Annotated in this window: 20 protein-coding genes; 12 read left to right on the forward strand and 8 right to left on the reverse strand. The window is 36.4% G+C overall.

All coding sequences use genetic code 11. From position 1 onward, the window contains the following. Window positions 1-58: 58 nt before the first annotated feature. On the reverse strand, window positions 59-1,135 hold the full coding sequence (locus tag BLT95_RS07560; protein ID WP_089665499.1) for an aminotransferase class V-fold PLP-dependent enzyme: 1,077 nt from the start codon (window positions 1,133-1,135) through the stop codon (window positions 59-61). Window positions 1,136-1,197: 62 nt separating this feature from the next. Here BLT95_RS07560 and BLT95_RS07565 point away from each other — a divergent pair, with 62 nt between their 5' ends. The 5 genes from BLT95_RS07565 to fabD all read left to right on the forward strand — a co-directional run bounded on the left by BLT95_RS07565 (window position 1,198) and on the right by fabD (window position 4,567). Continuing rightward, window positions 1,198-1,656, forward strand: a complete 459-nt coding sequence (locus BLT95_RS07565) for a 2TM domain-containing protein (protein WP_089665500.1) — start codon at window positions 1,198-1,200, stop codon at window positions 1,654-1,656. Window positions 1,657-1,661: 5 nt separating this feature from the next. Beyond that, window positions 1,662-2,144 (forward strand): dihydrofolate reductase, encoded by a 483-nt coding sequence (locus BLT95_RS07570; RefSeq protein ID WP_089665501.1) that lies wholly within the window; start codon window positions 1,662-1,664, stop codon window positions 2,142-2,144. Next, window positions 2,131-2,991, forward strand: a complete 861-nt coding sequence (locus BLT95_RS07575; RefSeq protein WP_089665502.1) for a fructosamine kinase family protein — start codon at window positions 2,131-2,133, stop codon at window positions 2,989-2,991. The genes BLT95_RS07570 and BLT95_RS07575 overlap by 14 nt, the downstream gene beginning before the upstream one ends. A gap of 98 nt (window positions 2,992-3,089) precedes the next feature. After that, a complete protein-coding gene (locus BLT95_RS07580) occupies window positions 3,090-3,590 on the forward strand; it encodes a pyridoxamine 5'-phosphate oxidase family protein (RefSeq protein ID WP_089665503.1) in 501 nt (166 codons plus the stop codon). A gap of 92 nt (window positions 3,591-3,682) precedes the next feature. Further along, window positions 3,683-4,567: an ACP S-malonyltransferase gene (gene fabD / locus BLT95_RS07585; RefSeq protein WP_089665504.1), complete on the forward strand. Its 885-nt coding sequence runs from the start codon at window positions 3,683-3,685 to the stop codon at window positions 4,565-4,567. A 131-nt stretch (window positions 4,568-4,698) separates the two neighbouring features. Here fabD and BLT95_RS07590 read toward each other — a convergent pair whose 3' ends face one another. Together BLT95_RS07590 and BLT95_RS07595 are read right to left on the reverse strand one after the other, a co-directional pair. Beyond that, window positions 4,699-5,982, reverse strand: a complete 1,284-nt coding sequence (locus BLT95_RS07590; protein ID WP_089665505.1) for an amidohydrolase family protein — start codon at window positions 5,980-5,982, stop codon at window positions 4,699-4,701. Window positions 5,983-6,109: 127 nt separating this feature from the next. Next, on the reverse strand, window positions 6,110-7,240 hold the full coding sequence (locus BLT95_RS07595) for a DegT/DnrJ/EryC1/StrS family aminotransferase (protein WP_089665506.1): 1,131 nt from the start codon (window positions 7,238-7,240) through the stop codon (window positions 6,110-6,112). Between the two features lie 98 nt (window positions 7,241-7,338). On the opposite strand from BLT95_RS07595, the gene BLT95_RS07600 reads away from it, so the two are divergent. The 3 genes from BLT95_RS07600 (at window position 7,339) to BLT95_RS07610 (ending at window position 9,282) form a co-directional block, all read left to right on the forward strand. Beyond that, window positions 7,339-8,562, forward strand: coding sequence for a glycosyltransferase N-terminal domain-containing protein (locus tag BLT95_RS07600; RefSeq protein WP_089665507.1), 1,224 nt, complete (start codon window positions 7,339-7,341; stop codon window positions 8,560-8,562). Window positions 8,563-8,673: 111 nt separating this feature from the next. Then, complete coding sequence (locus BLT95_RS07605) at window positions 8,674-8,913, forward strand: hypothetical protein (RefSeq protein ID WP_089665508.1); 240 nt, start codon at window positions 8,674-8,676, stop codon at window positions 8,911-8,913. Window positions 8,914-8,982: 69 nt separating this feature from the next. Beyond that, a complete protein-coding gene (locus tag BLT95_RS07610; protein WP_089665509.1) occupies window positions 8,983-9,282 on the forward strand; it encodes a hypothetical protein in 300 nt (99 codons plus the stop codon). Between the two features lie 50 nt (window positions 9,283-9,332). On the opposite strand, the gene BLT95_RS07615 is transcribed toward BLT95_RS07610, so the two are convergent. The 5 genes from BLT95_RS07615 to BLT95_RS07630 all read right to left on the reverse strand — a co-directional run bounded on the left by BLT95_RS07615 (window position 9,333) and on the right by BLT95_RS07630 (window position 15,564). Further along, window positions 9,333-10,100, reverse strand: coding sequence for a LexA family transcriptional regulator (locus tag BLT95_RS07615; RefSeq protein WP_089665510.1), 768 nt, complete (start codon window positions 10,098-10,100; stop codon window positions 9,333-9,335). An 82-nt stretch (window positions 10,101-10,182) separates the two neighbouring features. Further along, on the reverse strand, window positions 10,183-12,171 hold the full coding sequence (locus tag BLT95_RS07620) for a heavy metal translocating P-type ATPase (RefSeq protein WP_089665511.1): 1,989 nt from the start codon (window positions 12,169-12,171) through the stop codon (window positions 10,183-10,185). A gap of 86 nt (window positions 12,172-12,257) precedes the next feature. Continuing rightward, window positions 12,258-12,674 carry a transcriptional repressor gene (locus tag BLT95_RS07625; RefSeq protein WP_089665512.1) on the reverse strand — a complete coding sequence of 139 codons (417 nt, stop codon included), beginning with the start codon at window positions 12,672-12,674 and terminating at the stop codon, window positions 12,258-12,260. Between the two features lie 99 nt (window positions 12,675-12,773). Continuing rightward, complete coding sequence (locus tag BLT95_RS14305; protein ID WP_157718028.1) at window positions 12,774-12,968, reverse strand: hypothetical protein; 195 nt, start codon at window positions 12,966-12,968, stop codon at window positions 12,774-12,776. 160 nt (window positions 12,969-13,128) lie between these two features. Further along, on the reverse strand, window positions 13,129-15,564 hold the full coding sequence (locus BLT95_RS07630; protein WP_089666875.1) for a zinc-dependent metalloprotease: 2,436 nt from the start codon (window positions 15,562-15,564) through the stop codon (window positions 13,129-13,131). A gap of 335 nt (window positions 15,565-15,899) precedes the next feature. Between BLT95_RS07630 and BLT95_RS07635 the strand changes: the two genes are divergently transcribed. The 4 genes from BLT95_RS07635 to BLT95_RS07650 all read left to right on the forward strand — a co-directional run bounded on the left by BLT95_RS07635 (window position 15,900) and on the right by BLT95_RS07650 (window position 18,813). Beyond that, window positions 15,900-17,270 (forward strand): phage integrase SAM-like domain-containing protein, encoded by a 1,371-nt coding sequence (locus BLT95_RS07635; RefSeq protein WP_089665513.1) that lies wholly within the window; start codon window positions 15,900-15,902, stop codon window positions 17,268-17,270. Window positions 17,271-17,331: 61 nt separating this feature from the next. Continuing rightward, window positions 17,332-18,042 (forward strand): hypothetical protein, encoded by a 711-nt coding sequence (locus BLT95_RS07640; RefSeq protein WP_089665514.1) that lies wholly within the window; start codon window positions 17,332-17,334, stop codon window positions 18,040-18,042. A gap of 94 nt (window positions 18,043-18,136) precedes the next feature. After that, window positions 18,137-18,412, forward strand: coding sequence for a helix-turn-helix domain-containing protein (locus BLT95_RS07645; RefSeq protein WP_089665515.1), 276 nt, complete (start codon window positions 18,137-18,139; stop codon window positions 18,410-18,412). A gap of 11 nt (window positions 18,413-18,423) precedes the next feature. Then, the gene (locus tag BLT95_RS07650; protein ID WP_089665516.1) at window positions 18,424-18,813 is read left to right on the forward strand and encodes a hypothetical protein; all 390 of its coding nucleotides are present in this window, start codon (window positions 18,424-18,426) and stop codon (window positions 18,811-18,813) included. Window positions 18,814-18,837 lie beyond the last annotated feature (24 nt).

Raw genomic sequence — 18,837 nt, forward strand, 5'->3', positions numbered from 1 at the left:
GATATAATTCTACATTTTTGTAAAATCTGTAAAGTTACAGCCTTTAAAAATTTTCAATTTAGATCTTCAAAACCTTGAAAAGATGATCCAGATCTTTTTCTGAATTAAAATAATGTATACTCAGCCTGATTCCCTCTCCACGTTGAGAAGTAATAATTCCTTCTCCTCTCAATTTATTGAACAGATTCTCATCACCTTTTATATTAAAAAGTGAAGAATAATCCCGACGATTAACAGTCCATTTTTCCAATAATCCGGCGCCGACAAGCCTATCCCTTGCTATTTTTTTTAGATCATTAATTTTATTCTGGATATTCTCCATTCCTTTTTGATTAATTTGATCTATCGCTACTTTCACACTTCCAAAATTGAGCGTATCGTAATGTCCCGGTTCAAATTTGCCAATAAAATTTCCCTCGTGAGCCTTATATTTTCCCTGGAGCGATCCAAATCCCAGATGTTTAGGAGAAAGTTTCCCCTGTACGCTTTCATTAAAAAGCATAAATCCGTTACCATAACCAGCATTCATCCATTTATAGCAGCTGCTAATAGCAATATCTATCCCAGAATCATCAAAATTGAAGTTTTCGGTTCCAAAATACTGGGTCCCATCAGCAATAAGAATAAGATCGGGAAATCTATCTTTTAATTCTTTAAGAAAATCAATACTTAGTTTTACACCATTAATATATTGTACAATGCTAAAGGCAAAAATTTGAGGCTTTTCTTTTTCTATTTTTGCAAGGATATTATTTTCAAGGTCCTCATCTATTTCAGCATGAATTACCTCAAAGTCCCTTGATTCCACTGGCCAATTAACAGAAGGATAATCATTTTTAAGCAAAAGTACTTTTTTGGGTTTATCAAGGCTTTCCAGAACGCTATTAAACCCATAGGAAAAATTAGGAATTAAAGCGACCCTGTTAGGAGCGCAGTGAAAAAAATCACCTATACTTTCCCTCACATCTGTAAGCATTTCTCCCATTTTCTCTTTAAGAAGACTGGCTTTAATAAGAAAATCCAAATCATGTTCCTGTCTAAATTCCCAAACTTTTTCAGAAAGAAGCCCGGAGGCGGCGGTATTTAAATAGGTATATTGTTCAAGTACGGGAAAGCCTTTTCTTAAATTATCCATAAGCTTTGGAAGTTCTTTTTATAAAAATGTAAATTTGATACTACACTAATGTAACTGTTATTATGTTTTCTAAAAAGAAAAACAATTCCGAAGTAGATTACGAACAGCGTGAGCTATATGAAAATGCGAGAAAAAGAGCCAGGCAAAAAAAACGACTCTTTCAGCATTTCGTGATATTTTTAATTGGAGCTGTGTTCCTTATAGTTCTAAACGTTGTTATAGGCTACCAGGAAGATTTTAAGCCTTTGGGATACAACTGGTTTGTATGGGCTGTGCTGCTTTGGACCCTCTTATTTCTTATTCATTTTTTCAATGTTTTTATCGTGAACAGTTTTATGGGAAAAGAATGGGAAACAAAACAGGTAGATAAACTGGTTAAAAAACAGAAAGAGAAAATAGCCAGATTAAAAGAGCAGGTTGAAAAAGATAATCCAGCTGCAGGGTCAAACGATAACACTAAAACTACCACGCCACCAAAAAGAATTAGTCCGGAAGATCCAGACAGACCAATAAACAGTTAAGACAAATGCTTACAATGATCGCTGCTGCTGCAGAAAATAACGCATTGGGAAAAGACAACGACCTCGTCTGGCATTTACCAGACGATTTTAAGAGATTTAAAAGGTTCACTTCCGGCCATCATATTATTATGGGAAGAAAGACCTTCGAATCATTCCCTAAATTACTGCCTAATCGAACTCATGTAATTATTACGCGCCAAAAAGATTATCAGCCAAAAGATACCATTGTTGTTGGTTCTATTGAAGAAGCCATTAAAGTTTCCAAGCTCGATGAACAACCTTTTATTATTGGCGGCGGAGAGATCTACAAATTAGGAATGGAAATGTCCAGGAAAATTGAACTTACTCGTGTTCATGGAGAGTTTGAAGCCGATACTTATTTCCCTGAAATTAATGAGGATGAATGGGAATTGGTGAAAGAGCAATTTCACGACAAAGATGAAAAACATGATTATTCTTTTACGTATTTAACCTATGAGCGTAAATGATCCAAAAACCATTCTATCTAAAATTGCACGGGTCTTTGGAAAAGATCTAACAAAATTTTCAATTCTTACAGGTGGAGATATCAATGAAGTTTTTCTTATAGAATGTGGATCTGAAAAATTCGTGGTTAAACTCAATGATTCTGAAAAGTTTCCAGGAATGTTCGAAGCTGAAAAAACTGGGCTTGAGGAACTATACGATGCTTCAGCAATTGATATTCCGGAGGTTTTAAAGACTGGGAAAGTTTCATCAAAATCTTATCTACTTCTTGAACATAAAAATGCTGCTCCCAAAATTTCAGGTTTTTGGGAAATGTTTGGAGAACAACTGGCTAAATTACACCAGCAGTCTTCAAAATCATTCGGTTTTCGTAAAGACAATTATATAGGGAGTCTTCCGCAGTATAATGAGCATAGAGATTCGGCAGCTGAATTTTATATAGACATGAGGCTTCAACCTCAGATTGAGATGGCTGAAAATAAAGGCTTTCAGCTAAACGTAAAAGATTCTTTTTACAGGAACTGTGAAAACTTAATTCCTTCTGAACCACCGGCGCTTATTCACGGTGATCTCTGGAATGGGAACTATCTTGTAAATGCCCAGGGAAATCCCTGTTTGATAGACCCTGCTGTTACTTATGCGCCCAGAGAAATGGATCTGGGAATGATGAAACTTTTCGGCGGATTTCATGAAAATTTATTTCAAACCTATAATGAGATTTTTCCACTACAGGGAAACTGGGAGGAAAGAATTTCTTTATGGCAGTTATATTATTTACTGGTTCACTTGAATATTTTCGGAGCAGGTTATAGATCTCAGGTAACTGCTATCATTAAAAGATTTAGTTGATTTTACAATTCTTAACAACAGTCTTTCTTTTTTTAATACTTCATTAGCGCATAAAGCGTCTTATCTAAAGTATCTTCATATCAAATAAAAAACTGATTATGAGTACTAAGAATTTATATGACGATAAAGCAAGAGAAAAGATCAAGGAACTCGCAGAAGATGTAGACTTTTGCATGCTGGTGACCAATATGGACGAAAAACCATTAAGTGCCGTTCCAATGTCTACTAAACAGGTAGACGATCACGGAGCTGTTTGGTTCTTAAGCAAAAGTGATAGTGAGCATAATAGAAATATTAAAAAAGATAGCGATGTTCAATTGCTTTATAGCGGAACTTCAGACATGGAATTTTTGAGCGTATATGGTGAAGCGTTTATTGAAACTAACCGTGACGTGATCCATGATCTATATTCCAAGGCAGATAATGCATGGTTTGATGGAAAAGATGATCCAAGTATTACTGCCATTAAAGTAAATCCAAAAGAAGCCTATTATTGGGATAATAAGGATAATAAAATGATCACTCTATTCAAGTTAGGAATGGCTGCAGTAAGTGGCAAAAATCAGGATATTGGAGAAAAAGGAAAATTAGAAGTATAAAAGACTGTATTTGTCGGAAGAGACCTCATAACGAATCTTTGTTGTGAGGTCTTTTTATTTATACCTATTTTTGTTTATCTAAAGTAAAATTTATGAAAGCATACATATTTCCCGGTCAGGGAGCCCAGTTTTCGGGAATGGGATTAGATATTTTTCAAAAATCTCCTGAAGCACAGGAACTGTTTAACAAAGCAAATGACATATTAGGATTTTCTATTACAGACATTATGTTTGAAGGTTCTGCAGAAGATCTTAAAGAAACAAAAGTTACTCAACCCGCTGTTTTTCTACATTCTGTAATTTTAAGCAAAGTACTGGGCGATCATTTTAAACCTGATATGGTTGCAGGTCATTCGCTTGGGGAATTTTCAGCTTTAGTTGCCAATGGTGTATTAAGCTTTGAAGACGGTTTAAAACTGGTTTCTCAAAGAGCACAGGCGATGCAAAAAGCATGTGAAATAGAACCTTCTACCATGGCTGCAGTTCTTGGCCTTGAAGATGAAATGGTTGAGTCTGTTTGTTCTGAAACCGAGGGGATCGTTGTCGCTGCAAATTATAACTGCCCTGGACAATTAGTGATCTCTGGAGCGTATGCTGCGGTTGAAAGAGCCTGTGAAAACCTGAAAGAAAGAGGCGCCAGAAGAGCCATGATATTACCGGTTGGAGGAGCTTTTCACTCCCCATTAATGGAACCTGCAAGAAAAGATCTTGCCGCAGCTATTGAAAACTCAACTTTCAATAAGCCAATTTGCCCTATATATCAAAATGTAAGCACTTTTGCTGTAAATGATCCTGCCGAGATCAAAAAGAATCTGGTTTTTCAATTAACCGCTCCCGTTAAATGGACTCAATCTGTTCAAAACATGATTAAGGATGGAGCTTCTGAATTTGTAGAAGTTGGACCTGGAAAAGTATTACAGGGCTTAGTTAAGAAGATTGACAGAAGTATGGAAACTTCTTCCGCAGAGATCAAATAAATAAAAAAAATCTTCTGAAGAAAATTAAAAAGCCCGATCAAACGATCAGGCTTTTTTTGTATATTTTATCATCCTGAACTTGTTTCAGTATCTTTTCTGAAGAATATGAAACAAGTTTAGATTGACGAAAATTACTTGTTTTTGTAAACTTTTCCTTCCTTCATCACAAACTTCACATCTTCCATGGTTTTAATATTTTGAGTAGGATCTTCATCCACTGCAATAATATCAGCAAAGAATCCCGGAGCTATTTGCCCGCTTTCCGTTTCCATTTTCAGGATCTTCGCCGGGATTATAGTAGCCACTTGAATTGCTTCCATTGCAGGCATCCCTGCTTCTACCATAAATCCAAATTCTTTGGCATTTTTACCATGCTTAAATACACCGGCATCGGTACCAAATGCAATTGGCACGCCTCTTTTATATGCTTTTGAAAATGTATTCTGAATTTTAGGTCCAATTTCCCTTGCTTTTGGAACCACCAGTTCGGGATAATAATTTTCGATCTCGGCTTTCTCTGTCACTTCTTTCCCTGCAGTAATGGTTGGCACTAAATAAGCTCCCTTTTCTTTCATGAGATCCATCGTTGCTTCACTCATTAAAGTACCATGCTCAATAGTTGTTACACCAGCCTTAACTGCTCTTTGCATCCCGTCATCTCCATGGGCATGAGCCGCAACATGAAATCCATAATCTTTTGCTGTTCTTACAATCTCCTCGATCTCTTCATCAAAAAACTGCGGATTGGAACTACTTTTCGCTACACTTAAAACACCTCCGGTTGCGGTAATTTTTATAAGGTCTGCCCCATTTTTGTAACGTTGCCTAACAGCTTTACGAGCATCTTCAACGCTATTCACCACTCCTTCTTTTGGACCCGGATCCCCAATCATATTATTATTCATTCCATTAGTAGGGTCAGCATGTCCACCAGTTGTTGCTAAAGATTTACCTGCGGTAAAAATTCTTGGACCAGGGATATTTCCTTTATTAATAGCATCTCGTAGTGCGATATTTACACCAGACCCTCCCAGATCTCTAACACTGGTAAAACCGGCCATTAATGTTTTTTTAGCAAAGCTTACTGAGCTAAAAGCATCATCAGCCGGATTATTTGTAAACCTTTGCAGGTATTTACTGGGATTTGTTTCACTCTCCAAATGTACATGCATATCTGTAAGTCCCGGTAATACCGTTTTACTCTTTAGATCAATTAAACTATCTGTGGTAGAAGGCGGATCTACAAATCCTTTCTCTACACTTTTAATCTTATTTCCTGAAACGATGATGGTTTGATCATTGAGAACTTTTCCGTTCCTTGTGTCTACCAGTTTTCCTGCATGAATATAAGTATCCTGAGCAGAAAGATGTACCGTAAATATTAAGGTTGCAACAATAGTAAAAAGTCTTTTCATAAATTTCAAATAAATAGTGGTTAAGGTTTCAGCAATATACAGAAATTACGTCTCATCGTTTTTAGCTTGTCGTTAAAACAAAAAACCCGGCAGGTAGCCGGATTTTTTCACGTCAAAGTATATAGAATCAGTTTAAAAATTCAAGAATGGTATCGGTGATATATTTTATTTGATCATCTTCTATTTCTGTGTGCATTGGTAATGAAATTACCTCTTTCACTAACTGATTGGTAACCGTAAAATCTTCTTCCTTATACCGCTCATCCAGATATGCTTTCTGACGATGTAATGGAATTGGATAATAGATCCCAAAAGGAATTCCTTTTTCCTGAAGGTATTTGGCAAGTGCATCCCTTTTATCATTTTTGATCTTCAATGTATATTGATGGTATACATGTGTATCACAATCGCCAGTTCTCACCGGAGTTTCTATATTTACATTTCCATGAAATGCATTCGAATATTTTAAAGCTGCTTCCTTCCTGGCTTCATTATATATATCCAACTTTTTAAGTTTTGCCCTTAAAACGGCAGCCTGAAAACTATCCAGTCTGGAATTCACTCCAACAACATCATGGTGATAACGTTCATACATGCCGTGATTCACAATTCCTCTAATGGTATGTGCCAGCTCATCATTATTGGTGAAGATAGCACCCCCATCACCATAACAACCTAAATTTTTAGACGGAAAAAATGAAGTGGCAGCAACATCTCCAATCGTTCCGGCCTTTTGAATTTTTCCATTTTTAGAATGAAAATCGGCACCTATAGCCTGAGCATTGTCTTCAATCACATACAAATTATGCTCTTTAGCGATCTCCATAATAGCATCCATATCGGCTGTTTGACCAAATAAATGAACAGGAACAATAGCTTTGGTATTGGGTGTTATTGCTTTTTTGATCTCTTCAGGATCAATATTGAAGGTTTGGGGATCTACATCAACAAGCACAGGCGTTAATTGAAGTAACGCTATGACTTCAACGGTAGCTGCAAAGGTGAAATCGGCAGTGATCACTTCATCTCCCGGTTTTAAACCCAGTCCCATCATAGCGATTTGAAGGGCATCAGTTCCGTTAGCACAGGGAATTACGTGCTTTACATCTAAATAATCTTCCAGTTCTTTCTGGAAAGCATGAACATGAGGACCATTTATAAAGGAAGTTTCCTCCAGTATTTCCTGCATTCCTTTATTTACTTCATCTTTTATACCTTCATATTGACCCTTAAGGTCAACCATTTGAATCTTTTTCATCTACAATATTTTTCAGGATTACGAAAATACGAAATATAGCCCCTTCTGGCAATCCATTTAATGGGAAAGGCCTATTTTAGCAACCTTAAGTTTTTAGTGTGCATAGAATATACAACGTATTGGTGAAACTAAGCGGAGTCGTTCTTAAATCGGCAGGAAATTTCAGTCCTAAACTAAAAGAATTTATAGAGGGCCGGGAGGATCTTTTTCCCAAATTGATAAAGAACATAGACCAATCTAAGGAGCACATCTGGATACATGCAGCTTCTCTCGGGGAATTCGAAATGGCCGTTCCGGTCTTAAAAATGCTGAAAGAGAAATATCCCGAAACGAAAACTGTGGTTAGTTTTTTTTCACCATCTGGTTATAAGAATAAAAAGAAACATCCATTAGTAGACCATTTTACCTATCTCCCACTGGACACCCCGGAAAATGCCGAAAAATTTATAGATATACTTCAGCCAAAAATGGCATTTTTCATCAAATATGATTTCTGGCCTAATTTCCTGAATAAATTAAAAGAGAGACAAATTAGAACCTTTCTGGTTTCCGGAGTTTTTAGAAAGGACCAGACTTTCTTTAAACCTTATGGAAAATGGATGGTTCCATCTTTAAAAGCTTTTGAGCATTTTTTCGTTCAGAATGAAGAATCTAAAGAGCTATTGAATTCTATTGGTTTTAATAATGCAAGCATAGGTGGCGATACCAGATTTGATCGTGTTGCTGCGCAAATAGAAACTGATAATAGAATTGATTTCATTGAAGAATTTAAACAGAACAGTCTACTTGTGGTTTGTGGCAGTACCTGGCCTGAAGACGAAAGATTAATTACCAGTTTCATAAATAATTCTTCAAATATCAAATTCATCATTGCTCCGCATGAGATCAAACCAGAAAAAATCAGAAAATTTGAAGCCCTATTAAAAATACCGAGTATAAAATATTCTGAAAAGGAAGCTAAAGGTCTCAAAGATCATTCAGTATTCATTCTGGATACTATTGGGTTACTGGGAAGAGCCTATAGTTATGCTGATATTGCCTACGTTGGCGGAGCTGCAGGAACTACGGGACTCCATAATATTCTGGAACCTGCAACCTTTGGAATTCCGATCATTATAGGGGAAAATTTTGATAGATTCCTTGAAGCTGAGCGATTAAGACAGCTGGCTGGACTATTTTCTGTTAAAAATTCTGATGAGTTTTCAGCTATTATGACCAGGCTTTGTTCAAATACTGAATTTAGGGAAAAGACCGGAATGATAGCTGGTCACTTCATTAACAGTAATACCGGTGCCACTCGTATTCTGCAGAAATATCTTTAAACGAGTCTTAAAAAGACCTTAACATTCTTTGCTAAAAAAAAGTAAAATATAGTTTTACAATTGGTTTAAATTGTAATTTCGATTTAAAATAACCAAATAAACTATTGAACCATGAAACGTTTATCAATTTTAGCCAGTGGGCTATTACTGTTCTCTTCGGTACTTATTTCTTGTAGAGACACCACAGAGAAAGAAACGATTGTAAGAGAGGTTGAAGTAGAGAAAAAAGTACAAACCCCTGAAGAAGCAGAAGAAAGAGAGGGGATTCTTGAAAGAACTGCTAAAAAAGTAGATAAAGAAGTAAATAAAGAGATTGACGAAGAAATAGAAAAAATAGGCGACGATAATTAGATTTTAGCCTTCGCAGTTATAACTGCACATTTACATTAATATAATAACTAACTCCAAAAACTTAAAAAGATGAAAAAACCAATAGTAATGTTCGCTTTAATGCTCTCTATGGGAGTTTTCTTTACTTCATGTAGAGACACAGCAAAAGAGAATGAAACAGATGACATGGAAATGTCTGATGATATGGATGATGTATCTGACGATATGGATGACATGAATGATGACAATAACAGTGTTGGAAACGATATTGAGCAAGCCGCTGATGACGCAGGTGACGCCGTAAAGAATGCTGCTAATGAAACTGGCGATGCCGTGAAAAATGCAGCTAATGAAGTTGAAGACGAAGTAGAAGGTAATGACGACTACTAATCGTTCTTAGTTAAAAATTTAAAGCCCTTTCAATTGAAAGGGCTTTTTTATTATTGCTTAAAAGATTTTAATTCTCTCCTAAGTTCATTCATAGATTGCTGTAACTCCTGAAATAACCCACTATTAGATGGGTTATCCAGATTAAAAGTAAGTTTAGAATTTACCTGCCATATCTCCTGTATATCATGAACATTGATCTCCAAGGAAAGATATTCTTCATTCAGGGAAATCAACAAGACCTTGGTGGGATCTGGCATTTTTTGAAGCTTCTTCACCAGTACTGAATCATACATTACGATAACATAAACCCTGTTATTACTAGCCTCTTCTATACTGGAAACGGCTTTTCCCATCACCCATTCTCCCGGCCTGTAATCTGGCAACATACTATCTCCCTCAATTTGAAAACCTCTGTAAGTCGCATTCCGGAATTCCGGAAGAGGAATATCAAAGGCCGGTAATTGATTATACCATTCAACATCCTGAACATTATGAGGATAGCCTGCTGCTGCCTTTTGATTTACAAGAACAATATTTTCATTATCGGCATTATCTACGGTCACCACTTTAGGGCTTACATCTCCTTTAGAAATTTTCAGGTACTTCTGCCCGCTTTCTCCAAATAACCACAGAGGATTAATTGCAAATTGACGAAGCAATTCTGCAACTACTTTACCAGACAGCTTGGTTCTTCCACGTTCTATATCTGCAGTGGAATTTTTTATACCGATTAAACTGGCAAATTCAGACTGTGTAAAATTGTTCTCTTCACGTACTTCTTTAAAGTGCTTGATCTCTATAGATCCAGGTGTGCCCATAATTGATTTATTAGGAAGAATTCCAAAATTTAATCAAAAATATTGGATTTAATCCTATTTTACCAGAAAAGCTCAAGATTTTTTAAATATTGCTGTACTTATCTTTAAAGGCAAGTAAGCGTAATGCATTAAGAACCACCACAATGGTAGACCCTTCATGAAACACAACAGCGATCCCAATATTGGCCCATCCAAAAATTGTTGCAGGTAATAGCAGGGCTACCACACCAAGACTAATCCATAAATTCTGTTTCACGATTTGCTGTGCCTTTCTACTCAGGGCTATTGCAAAAGGAAGGATTTCCAGCTTATCTGCCATTAGAGCAACATCTGCAGTCTCCAGGGCCACATCACTGCCGGCAGCACCCATTGCAATTCCAACCGTACTATTTGCCATTGCCGGAGCATCATTTACTCCATCCCCTACCATTGCGATCTTTGATTCTTCCTTTTCAAGTTTTTTAATACGCTCTACCTTTTCTTCTGGCAGTAAATTTCCATAGGCATCGGTTAATCCTATTTCAGAAGCAACGGCATTGGCAACTTCCTGGTTATCTCCTGTGAGCATGACCATTTTTCGAATACCTATCTTTTTAAGTTTCGACAGGGTAGGTTTGGCAGATTTTCTTGGAGTATCCATCAAAGCCAGAATCCCGCTGAATTCATTATTATTCTGAACAAGCATTACCGTTTTACCTTCTTTCTCAAGGACTTTTATTTTTTGTTGTATCTCTAGAGGAACTTCAGAAATTTCTTCATATAACTCCAAATTTCCTATACGAATCGTTTCGCCATTGACCATCCCTTTAATTCCTTTACCCTGAATTGCTTCAGAATTTGAAACTTCAGGAAGTCCGTTAAGTATTGTAATTTTAGCTTTCCCATCCCGAACTACAGCTTTGGCTAAAGGGTGATTACTGGAACTTTCCAGTGCAACTACTTTCTGAAGAAACTCATCATTGGAGAGACCATTTAAAAGAACAACATCGGTCATTTCTGGTTTTCCCTCGGTTAGCGTTCCTGTTTTATCAAAAGCCAGAGCCCGTAGAGTTCCCAGGTCTTCTAATGGCTTCCCTCCTTTTATTAGCACGCCTCCCTTCGCTGCTCTGGCAATTCCGCTTAATACCGCTGAGGGGGTTGAAATAGCCAATGCACAGGGACTAGCAGCTACCAGCGCTGCCATAGAACGATAAAAACTATCCTGCCACGTTTCGTCTACTATAAGAAAGGCAAAATTCAAAAGTATGATCAATATAAGCACTCCCGGCACATAAAATTTCTCAAACTTATCGGTTAAGAGTTGCGTTGGTGATTTCTTTTCCTGCGCTTCCTGAACCATTGTAATAAGCCTGTTCAAAGTTGAATCCTGAGATTCCTTTATTACCTTTATCTCTATGCTGCTGTTCCCATTAATAGTCCCCGCATACACTCTACTTCTTTCAGGAATTTCTTCAAAAGATGTGAATTCGATATTATTATCCCTGATTGGTTCTTTATCTACCGGAATACTTTCTCCTGTAATGGGTGCCTGGTTAATACTCGTGCTTCCATTAATAAGAACCCCATCAGCACTTACAGTAGAATTTGGCCTGATCCTTATCAAATCTCCGATCTTTAATTTCCCAATATTTACTTCAACAAAATCATCCCCTTCTTTTCTTAATGCGACCTTTGGAGAGAGATTAGTAAGAGATTCAATAGATTTTCTAGCTTTCGCCATTGCAAGATGTTCCAGTGCATGCCCCAGGCTAAATAGAAAAAGCAACAAGGCTCCTTCAGCCCATTTATCTAAAAGAGCCGCGCCTACCGCAGCTATCAGCATTAGAAAATCTATCTGAAATTTCCCTTTAGAAATTTCCTGGACAGCCTCCTTTAATGTATAGTAACCTCCAAAGCCATAAGAGATCAAATAAGGAATAAGAATGTATATAAAGTTGAATTCACTGAAGTTATCCAGCAAAAAACCTGTTAATAAGAATACTCCACTGGAAATTGCAAGGATAAGTTCTGTTTTATCTCCAAATATTCCATCATTATGAGGTTCACAACACCCATGATTATGTCCAGACATCAAGCTTTATTTTTAAACTAATTAGTTTTCAGACCTATCTGAAATTAAGAGCTAAGTTAAGTGGAAATTAATGCAACTTAAGTGCATTAATCAGTACTGCATTTATCGCAGGAACCTTTTAAAACAAGGTTCATATCCTGAGTAACAAAACCCTTTGGCAAACTAATATGCGGGATTTTATGATCGGTAAGACAAATTGTTTCATTGCAATTTGTGCAGTGAAAGTGAAGATGGAGATCTTGAGAGCCGCCTGTACCTTGTTCAGGTTCGTCCAAAGCATATTTAGCAACACCCGTACCATCATCAATTTGATGTACGAGCCCGTGCTTTTCAAAAGTTTTAATAGTGCGATAGAGGGTAGTACGTTCAGATTTATCAAAACCCGATTCTATATCATTCAGAGTTACGGCAACATTTCTTTCATTTAGAAATTTGTACATAAGAAGTCGTATAGCCGTAGGACGTATATGATGATCCTGTAAAACCTGCTCTATTTTATTCATAATAACCAGAAGTTAGACAAAGTTAGGATGAATTTATTTAAAATTAAGCGGCTACCAAGGTGGATGACGGTTTAGTGAAATTTAAAAACCTCAAAAAGATTAATTACAACAACTACATATATTAACTTTAGAAAGCTGAAGTTTTACTATTGCAGAACTAGTTGCAAGGTTTCCATTGGGGAAAATCCCCAGATAAACTCTGTTCAATACATCTGGCAGGCTTTTGCAGTCATCAGCATGGATCATAATGACACCGTGTATATCGGGACTCTTTCCTGAATAATAAAATTTCATGCCGCAATTTATAATATCGCCCAACTAGGAAATACGGTATTTCAGTAATATTTTAATCTATTTAATATCTACACATTATTTTATTGCAGTAATGATTTCTCTACAAATAAGAACGGTCGTCTATTCACAGACGACCGTTCTTATTTACGTTAATGCCAATCTAGCTATCTATTAATATCGCTTCGTCAATTCTCGCTACAAGATCATTCCAATGATATTTAGTAAGAGAATGATTTCCGCGATTTTTTAACCTGTTAAGGTCTCTTTTAAGCTGATTTAATTCACCTCTCATAAGCGCCATAATATCAGATTTAAGAACTTCATCATTTTCACGACTTTCAAGTTGTTTTACATAAGAAGCGGCCACATCTACAAAAGATCGCTGTAAATTTCTGCGATAAGCATCTGTTTTACGAGTACTATATAACTCGCTGAAAATGTTTTCACGAAGATCGTCAAGCATTTCTATCGTGGTATAAACAGACTTCTCTGCGGTTTCTTCATTAGCGATCATCCTTTTTAGCCGGTCTTTTTCCAGTAAATTTTCCAATGCGCGGGTTTGCAACGACTGAATTCTTTCTCTCGCTTTTGAAATCTCAATTCTACTTAAAAGTTCCTGATCCAGCATCCAGGAAGGCGTACTAAAAGCTTCATTATTCAGAAACTTTACTGCTTTCTTCTGAATTTCTGCAGGCACCGGTTCATACACCGCCCCAGACTGATCTGAAGTCTTACGAGTTTCATACACTCCTCCAACATTAGTGATGACGTGAGAAATATAACCTCTCCACATATAACTTAGCTCACGGTAAACCTCCTCAAGGTCATCGTAAGCATATCCATCTTTTGATGTCCACTCGATAAGATTGGGCACCGCCTTTTTAAGGTTTGCAATTCCATACTCACTCGCCTTCACCTGATCATCACCTAAACTTTCTCTTTGTGACTGGGGATCTGCTCCAGAATATCCATTTCCAAATTCATAGACAGGATCACCTGCTTTATCCAGAATCCATTTATCTAACGTAGATTTTTCTTCCTGTGCAGAAGCTGCCTCCGGTAGAAACCTGTAGCCCCAGTTAATTGCATAAAGATCATAAGGGCCCATCATCCTTATGTATCTTACGTCTTCATCTCCAGGCTGCGCTACATAATTTACCCGCGCATAATCCATAATAGAAGGAGTGAGGCCATATTTCTGAGTAAATTCAGCCGATCTTAATGAATCTGTAGGATAAGCTGAACTGGCTTTCATATTGTGAGGAAGTCCCAGGGCATGTCCCACCTCATGAGCTATGACCATTCGCATCATCTCTCCTATTTCCTTTTCAGGAGTATTCAGAGTCCTGGCATTCTTATTTTGAGCCCCGGCCTCAATCATAAAACGGTTTCTGTAAGATCTAAGGTGGTTGTGATACCAAATAATATCACTTTCAATAATCTCTCCGGTACGAGGATCTGTAACCGATGGCCCCACTGCATTTCTGGTAGTACTGGCAACATATCTCACTACCGAATATCTTACATCCTCCGGGCTGAATTCGGGATCTTCTTCTTTGGTGGGTGGATCCTTGGCAATAATTGCATTTTTGAAGCCTGCTTTCTCAAACGCCACATTCCAGTCTTCAATCCCTTTCTTAAAATAAGGTCGCCATTTTTTTGGGGTAGCGGGATCAAGATAATATACAATTGGATCTTCAGGCTCTACAAGCTCCCCTCTCTTATATGCTTCTATATCTTTTGGAACCAGCTTCCAGCGACGAATGATCTCATAATCATCTGCCTTCAATTCATCTGAATCATAATTATATTTATCAATACTAAACCAGCCTACCCTATAATCGGCCAGTCTTGGCTGCATCTTATTTTCAGGCAACAAGATCATCGATTGATTTAATAGCATGGAAATCGTACCTGCCTGATCTCGTTCTGGCGGAGTTTCAGCTTCATAAGTCATCACATGCTTTATCTCAATATTTTTCGGGTAGGAATTAGCAGATTCAATATAAGATCTATTCTTATCAAGTTTTTTCACCTTGTACCTTTTCCGAAGATTTGCTGAAACGCCATTAATTGCATCTACTTCCTCTTCAAATAAAGCTCCTGCATCAATCACCACGCTGGTGGAGTCCTTGCTCCAGGCCTGTATTTTGGAACTGAATAAAATTGGAAAAAAATTATTCGCCTGAACAGATTGATAGATAGGTGATTCTTCATCACTTTGGTTTTCAAAACTGATCACCTTCATATCTATGTTTCCATTTCGCTTTACCCATCGTACAACCTGCTCATTTACTTTAGAGCCGGCATTCATATAACCTCCGCCAAAGCCTGAGGGTACACCGGCAATACGGCTAACCAGCAACATATCTTTCTCCAGCAGCTCCATTGGAATTTCGAAATACAATTTATCATCTACGAAATGAGTAGTAAATAGACCTTCATCACTTTGGGCCTCACTGGTAATAACTTTGGAATATTCTTTTAAATCTGATTCCTTTTTTTCAGGTTTTGGTGTCGATTCAGGGATTTGAGAAGTCTTGCAACCGACACTAAAAACTGCAAGCGTTCCCATTAGGAGTATCTTCTTGATCATAAAAATAAATTTGCTTCCGAAGATAAGCAAAGCCTGAGAATACTGAAAATTAGATAATATAGGTGACTCTGGGAAATTACAAAAAACAAAAAAACCCTCAAAATCAAATGATTAAGAGGGTCTTTGGTACTCGGGACGGGACTTGAATACCTCTATTTTTAACATTTACGCACCACAACAAAAATAGATAGAAAGGCTTATAAATTCTATCATTGCAAGTATAATAACACTTTAACGAAAATAGAATAAAATAGAAACAAATTGAACTAATAAGAATTACTGCGTACAAATGAGCGTACAATTTTATATATTTACAATGTTCAAATGTATTTATTATGGCAACCATTTATTTTTTATACCGATCTACGCGAAAAACAGCACCTTTAACCGTTCGGCTTCAAGACCACGACCAAAAAGGCAAAAAATTCCAATTTCAGGCAAAAACGCAATTTGAAGTTTCAAAAGTTTATTGGGAACAAACCCGGCATAAAAAAAGAAATGTAAGTGCAACCGATAAAAAAGAAATTTCCGAAGTCAATAAGGAACTATCTAAAATTGAAAACTACCTAATTGGGAAATTCAAAGAAGAAAAGCCAGAACCCAACCAAAAAGACTGGTTAAAAGAAACAATTTACACTTTCTACAACCCTCAAAAAGACGAACAGAAGAGCGATCTTATAATAGATTGTATTCAGCACGTTATAGATACGGCAGGAACCCGCGAAAATTCTAGAGGTGGTTTAGGATTATCAAAGAGCCGGGAAAAATCATATAGCAACCTCCTAAACGTATTTAAAAAGTTTCAAGGCAATAAGAAATATAAAATTAAAGATGTAGATATAAACTTTGGCAAAAGGTTTCTAAACTGGCTATTAAACGAACAGAACTACTCAGAAGGTTATGCACGAAAAAAGATTGACGATCTTAAATCTGTTTGTGCAGATGCTGAGGTAAATGGAATTGAAACCAGTCCACAACTAAAAAAGGTGAAAGGCGGAAAAACTACAAATGATTATATTATCTATTTAAGCCCCTCAGAACTTAGAAAGATAGAAAAAACTAAGTTAGTTAGCGAAGCACTGCAAAACGTTCGTAAATGGCTTTTATTAGGCTGTAATATTGGGCAAAGAGGTGGTGATCTTTTAAATATTACTCAGGAAAATTTTATTGTTAGGAATGGTTTAGAGTTAATCGAACTCAAACAACAAAAAACAGGAAAAAATGTTACTATTCCAGTCCTACCCAAAACCAAAGAAATTTTAAAAAAAGGATTACCCTATAAAATTGCAATTCAAAATTTTAATAATGGTTTAAAGGAATTGTGCAAGATTGCTGAAATAAATGAATACATACCAGGCGCAAAGATTGCTATGGTAAATGAAAAGGGGGAAGAATTGCCTAAAAACGAAAACGGCAAATATATAGGCAAAGGAAAAAAGAGAAAGATCACAGGGGAATTTCCTAAACACGAATTAATTACTTCACACGTTTGCAGGCGATCATTTGCAACCAATCAATACGGCATATTACCAACTCCTTTAATAATGCAGACAACCGCCCACAGCACGGAAAAACAGTTTTACGGCTATATAGGTAAATCTTCTATGGACTATGCTCAACAAATTGCAGATTTCTACGCAAAACAAAACGCCAAAGAGAAAAAGGAACCTCATCTAAATGTAATTAAAAATGCTTCAAATGAATAAGCAGGTTATCATTGCAATTATTTCATTAGTTTAGTAACGGCAACGTATAATAATTGTTCAAATGAAACTTGAAAGTTTTAAAGATATATATGAAGAAGAATACTATCCCTTTATCGAAGAAATATTCACAAATAAAGACTATTATCTTATTCGTAAAAATGCAGATAATTTATTGCAATATGAAGAACAAGAATTTGCGATTAATTTAGATTATGCTATTGGTGTTTCAGATTTATTTCCTGGGCAAATAAACGATCCAATAACCGGCGAAAAATTGGAAGATGCTACTGAATTTATCTTCTTAAATTACTTGGAATTGAAAATCACAAGGATTCATTGTATTTTGGAAGATTATATGGAGCATTGTGATAATGTCGGCAAAGAATTCCCACAAAATTTAGAAGAATATCATGAGGGAAATATGTTTAAAGGTCAACATGTCCACCTGAAACTAAAAAGAGCAACCTCAGCAAAAGAAATAAACAGCCTAAAAAAAAGCATCAACATTCTTCAAAAACCAATTAGAAAAACCGCCAAAGCCACGATTGAGGGTAAAACCTTAAATAATAGCGAAAGATTTAAAATAATTAACCAGTCTTTAGGGCTATGGGAGTTGATAGATAGAAAAGAGATATCTCAATTAAAAAAATACAAATTACTAGCATTAACTTTGGGTATAAATGAAGATAATGCCAGAAAATTAGTTTTGAACAACTATGACAGTAAGGATCGACCGAATTTAATAGAAAAGTATTTGAAACAATTGCAATAGATTGAAAAAGGGTAAAAACAGTTTTACCCAATCTTTACCCACACTACCCTCTTATAATATCATTGTACTGTATTAATCCCTTAAACAGTTTTCAATGAGCAATGTAACTCAACTCCACAACACGACCCCTGAGAAACTTCAGGAATCAATTTTAAACGGCATACAAGCCCAATTAAACGACTTAAAGAAGTCTTACCAACCCAAAGAGCCAGAAGAATATTTGACGCGTGCTGAGGTCTCAAAACTACTTAAAGTAGATATTTCTACTGTTCACAACTGGACTAAAGCCGGTAAATTACAAAGGCATGGACTTGGTAAAAGAGTCTATTATAAAAGATCTGAAATAGAGAAAGCAATTATTCAACTTTAAAAATTTCAGATATGGCAACGCAAAACATTCCTACTCCAGTAATTCACACTTACAAAGAAATAAACGCGGGAAAATACGCAAGTGTAAAGCATTATGAACTCGATGAGGTTATTAATGGCAAATCTTTACTATCTGAAAAAATCAATATTCAGAAAGACCGCAAATATGCTCGATCTATGCCAGACTACTGGTTAAAGATTAGGAACGGCAACAAATGGAGCAAACCCCTGACTGGTTTCTTTCCTACTGATTTTAAAGGTATTTATTTTGGTGACATATATTATAAAAAGCATCTAGTATTAGCCGAGTTTTTAAACAACGGCAAAGAGGTTAAAATTTATTATTACCAAAATTATTACACTAGACAACTTCAATATTTAGCACCTGTAACAGTTAGTTAGTATTTAGCAATAAAAAGAGGGGCG

The organism is Gramella sp. MAR_2010_147 (assembly GCF_900105135.1).
In the GTDB taxonomy this organism is placed as follows: Bacteria; Bacteroidota; Bacteroidia; order Flavobacteriales; family Flavobacteriaceae; genus Christiangramia.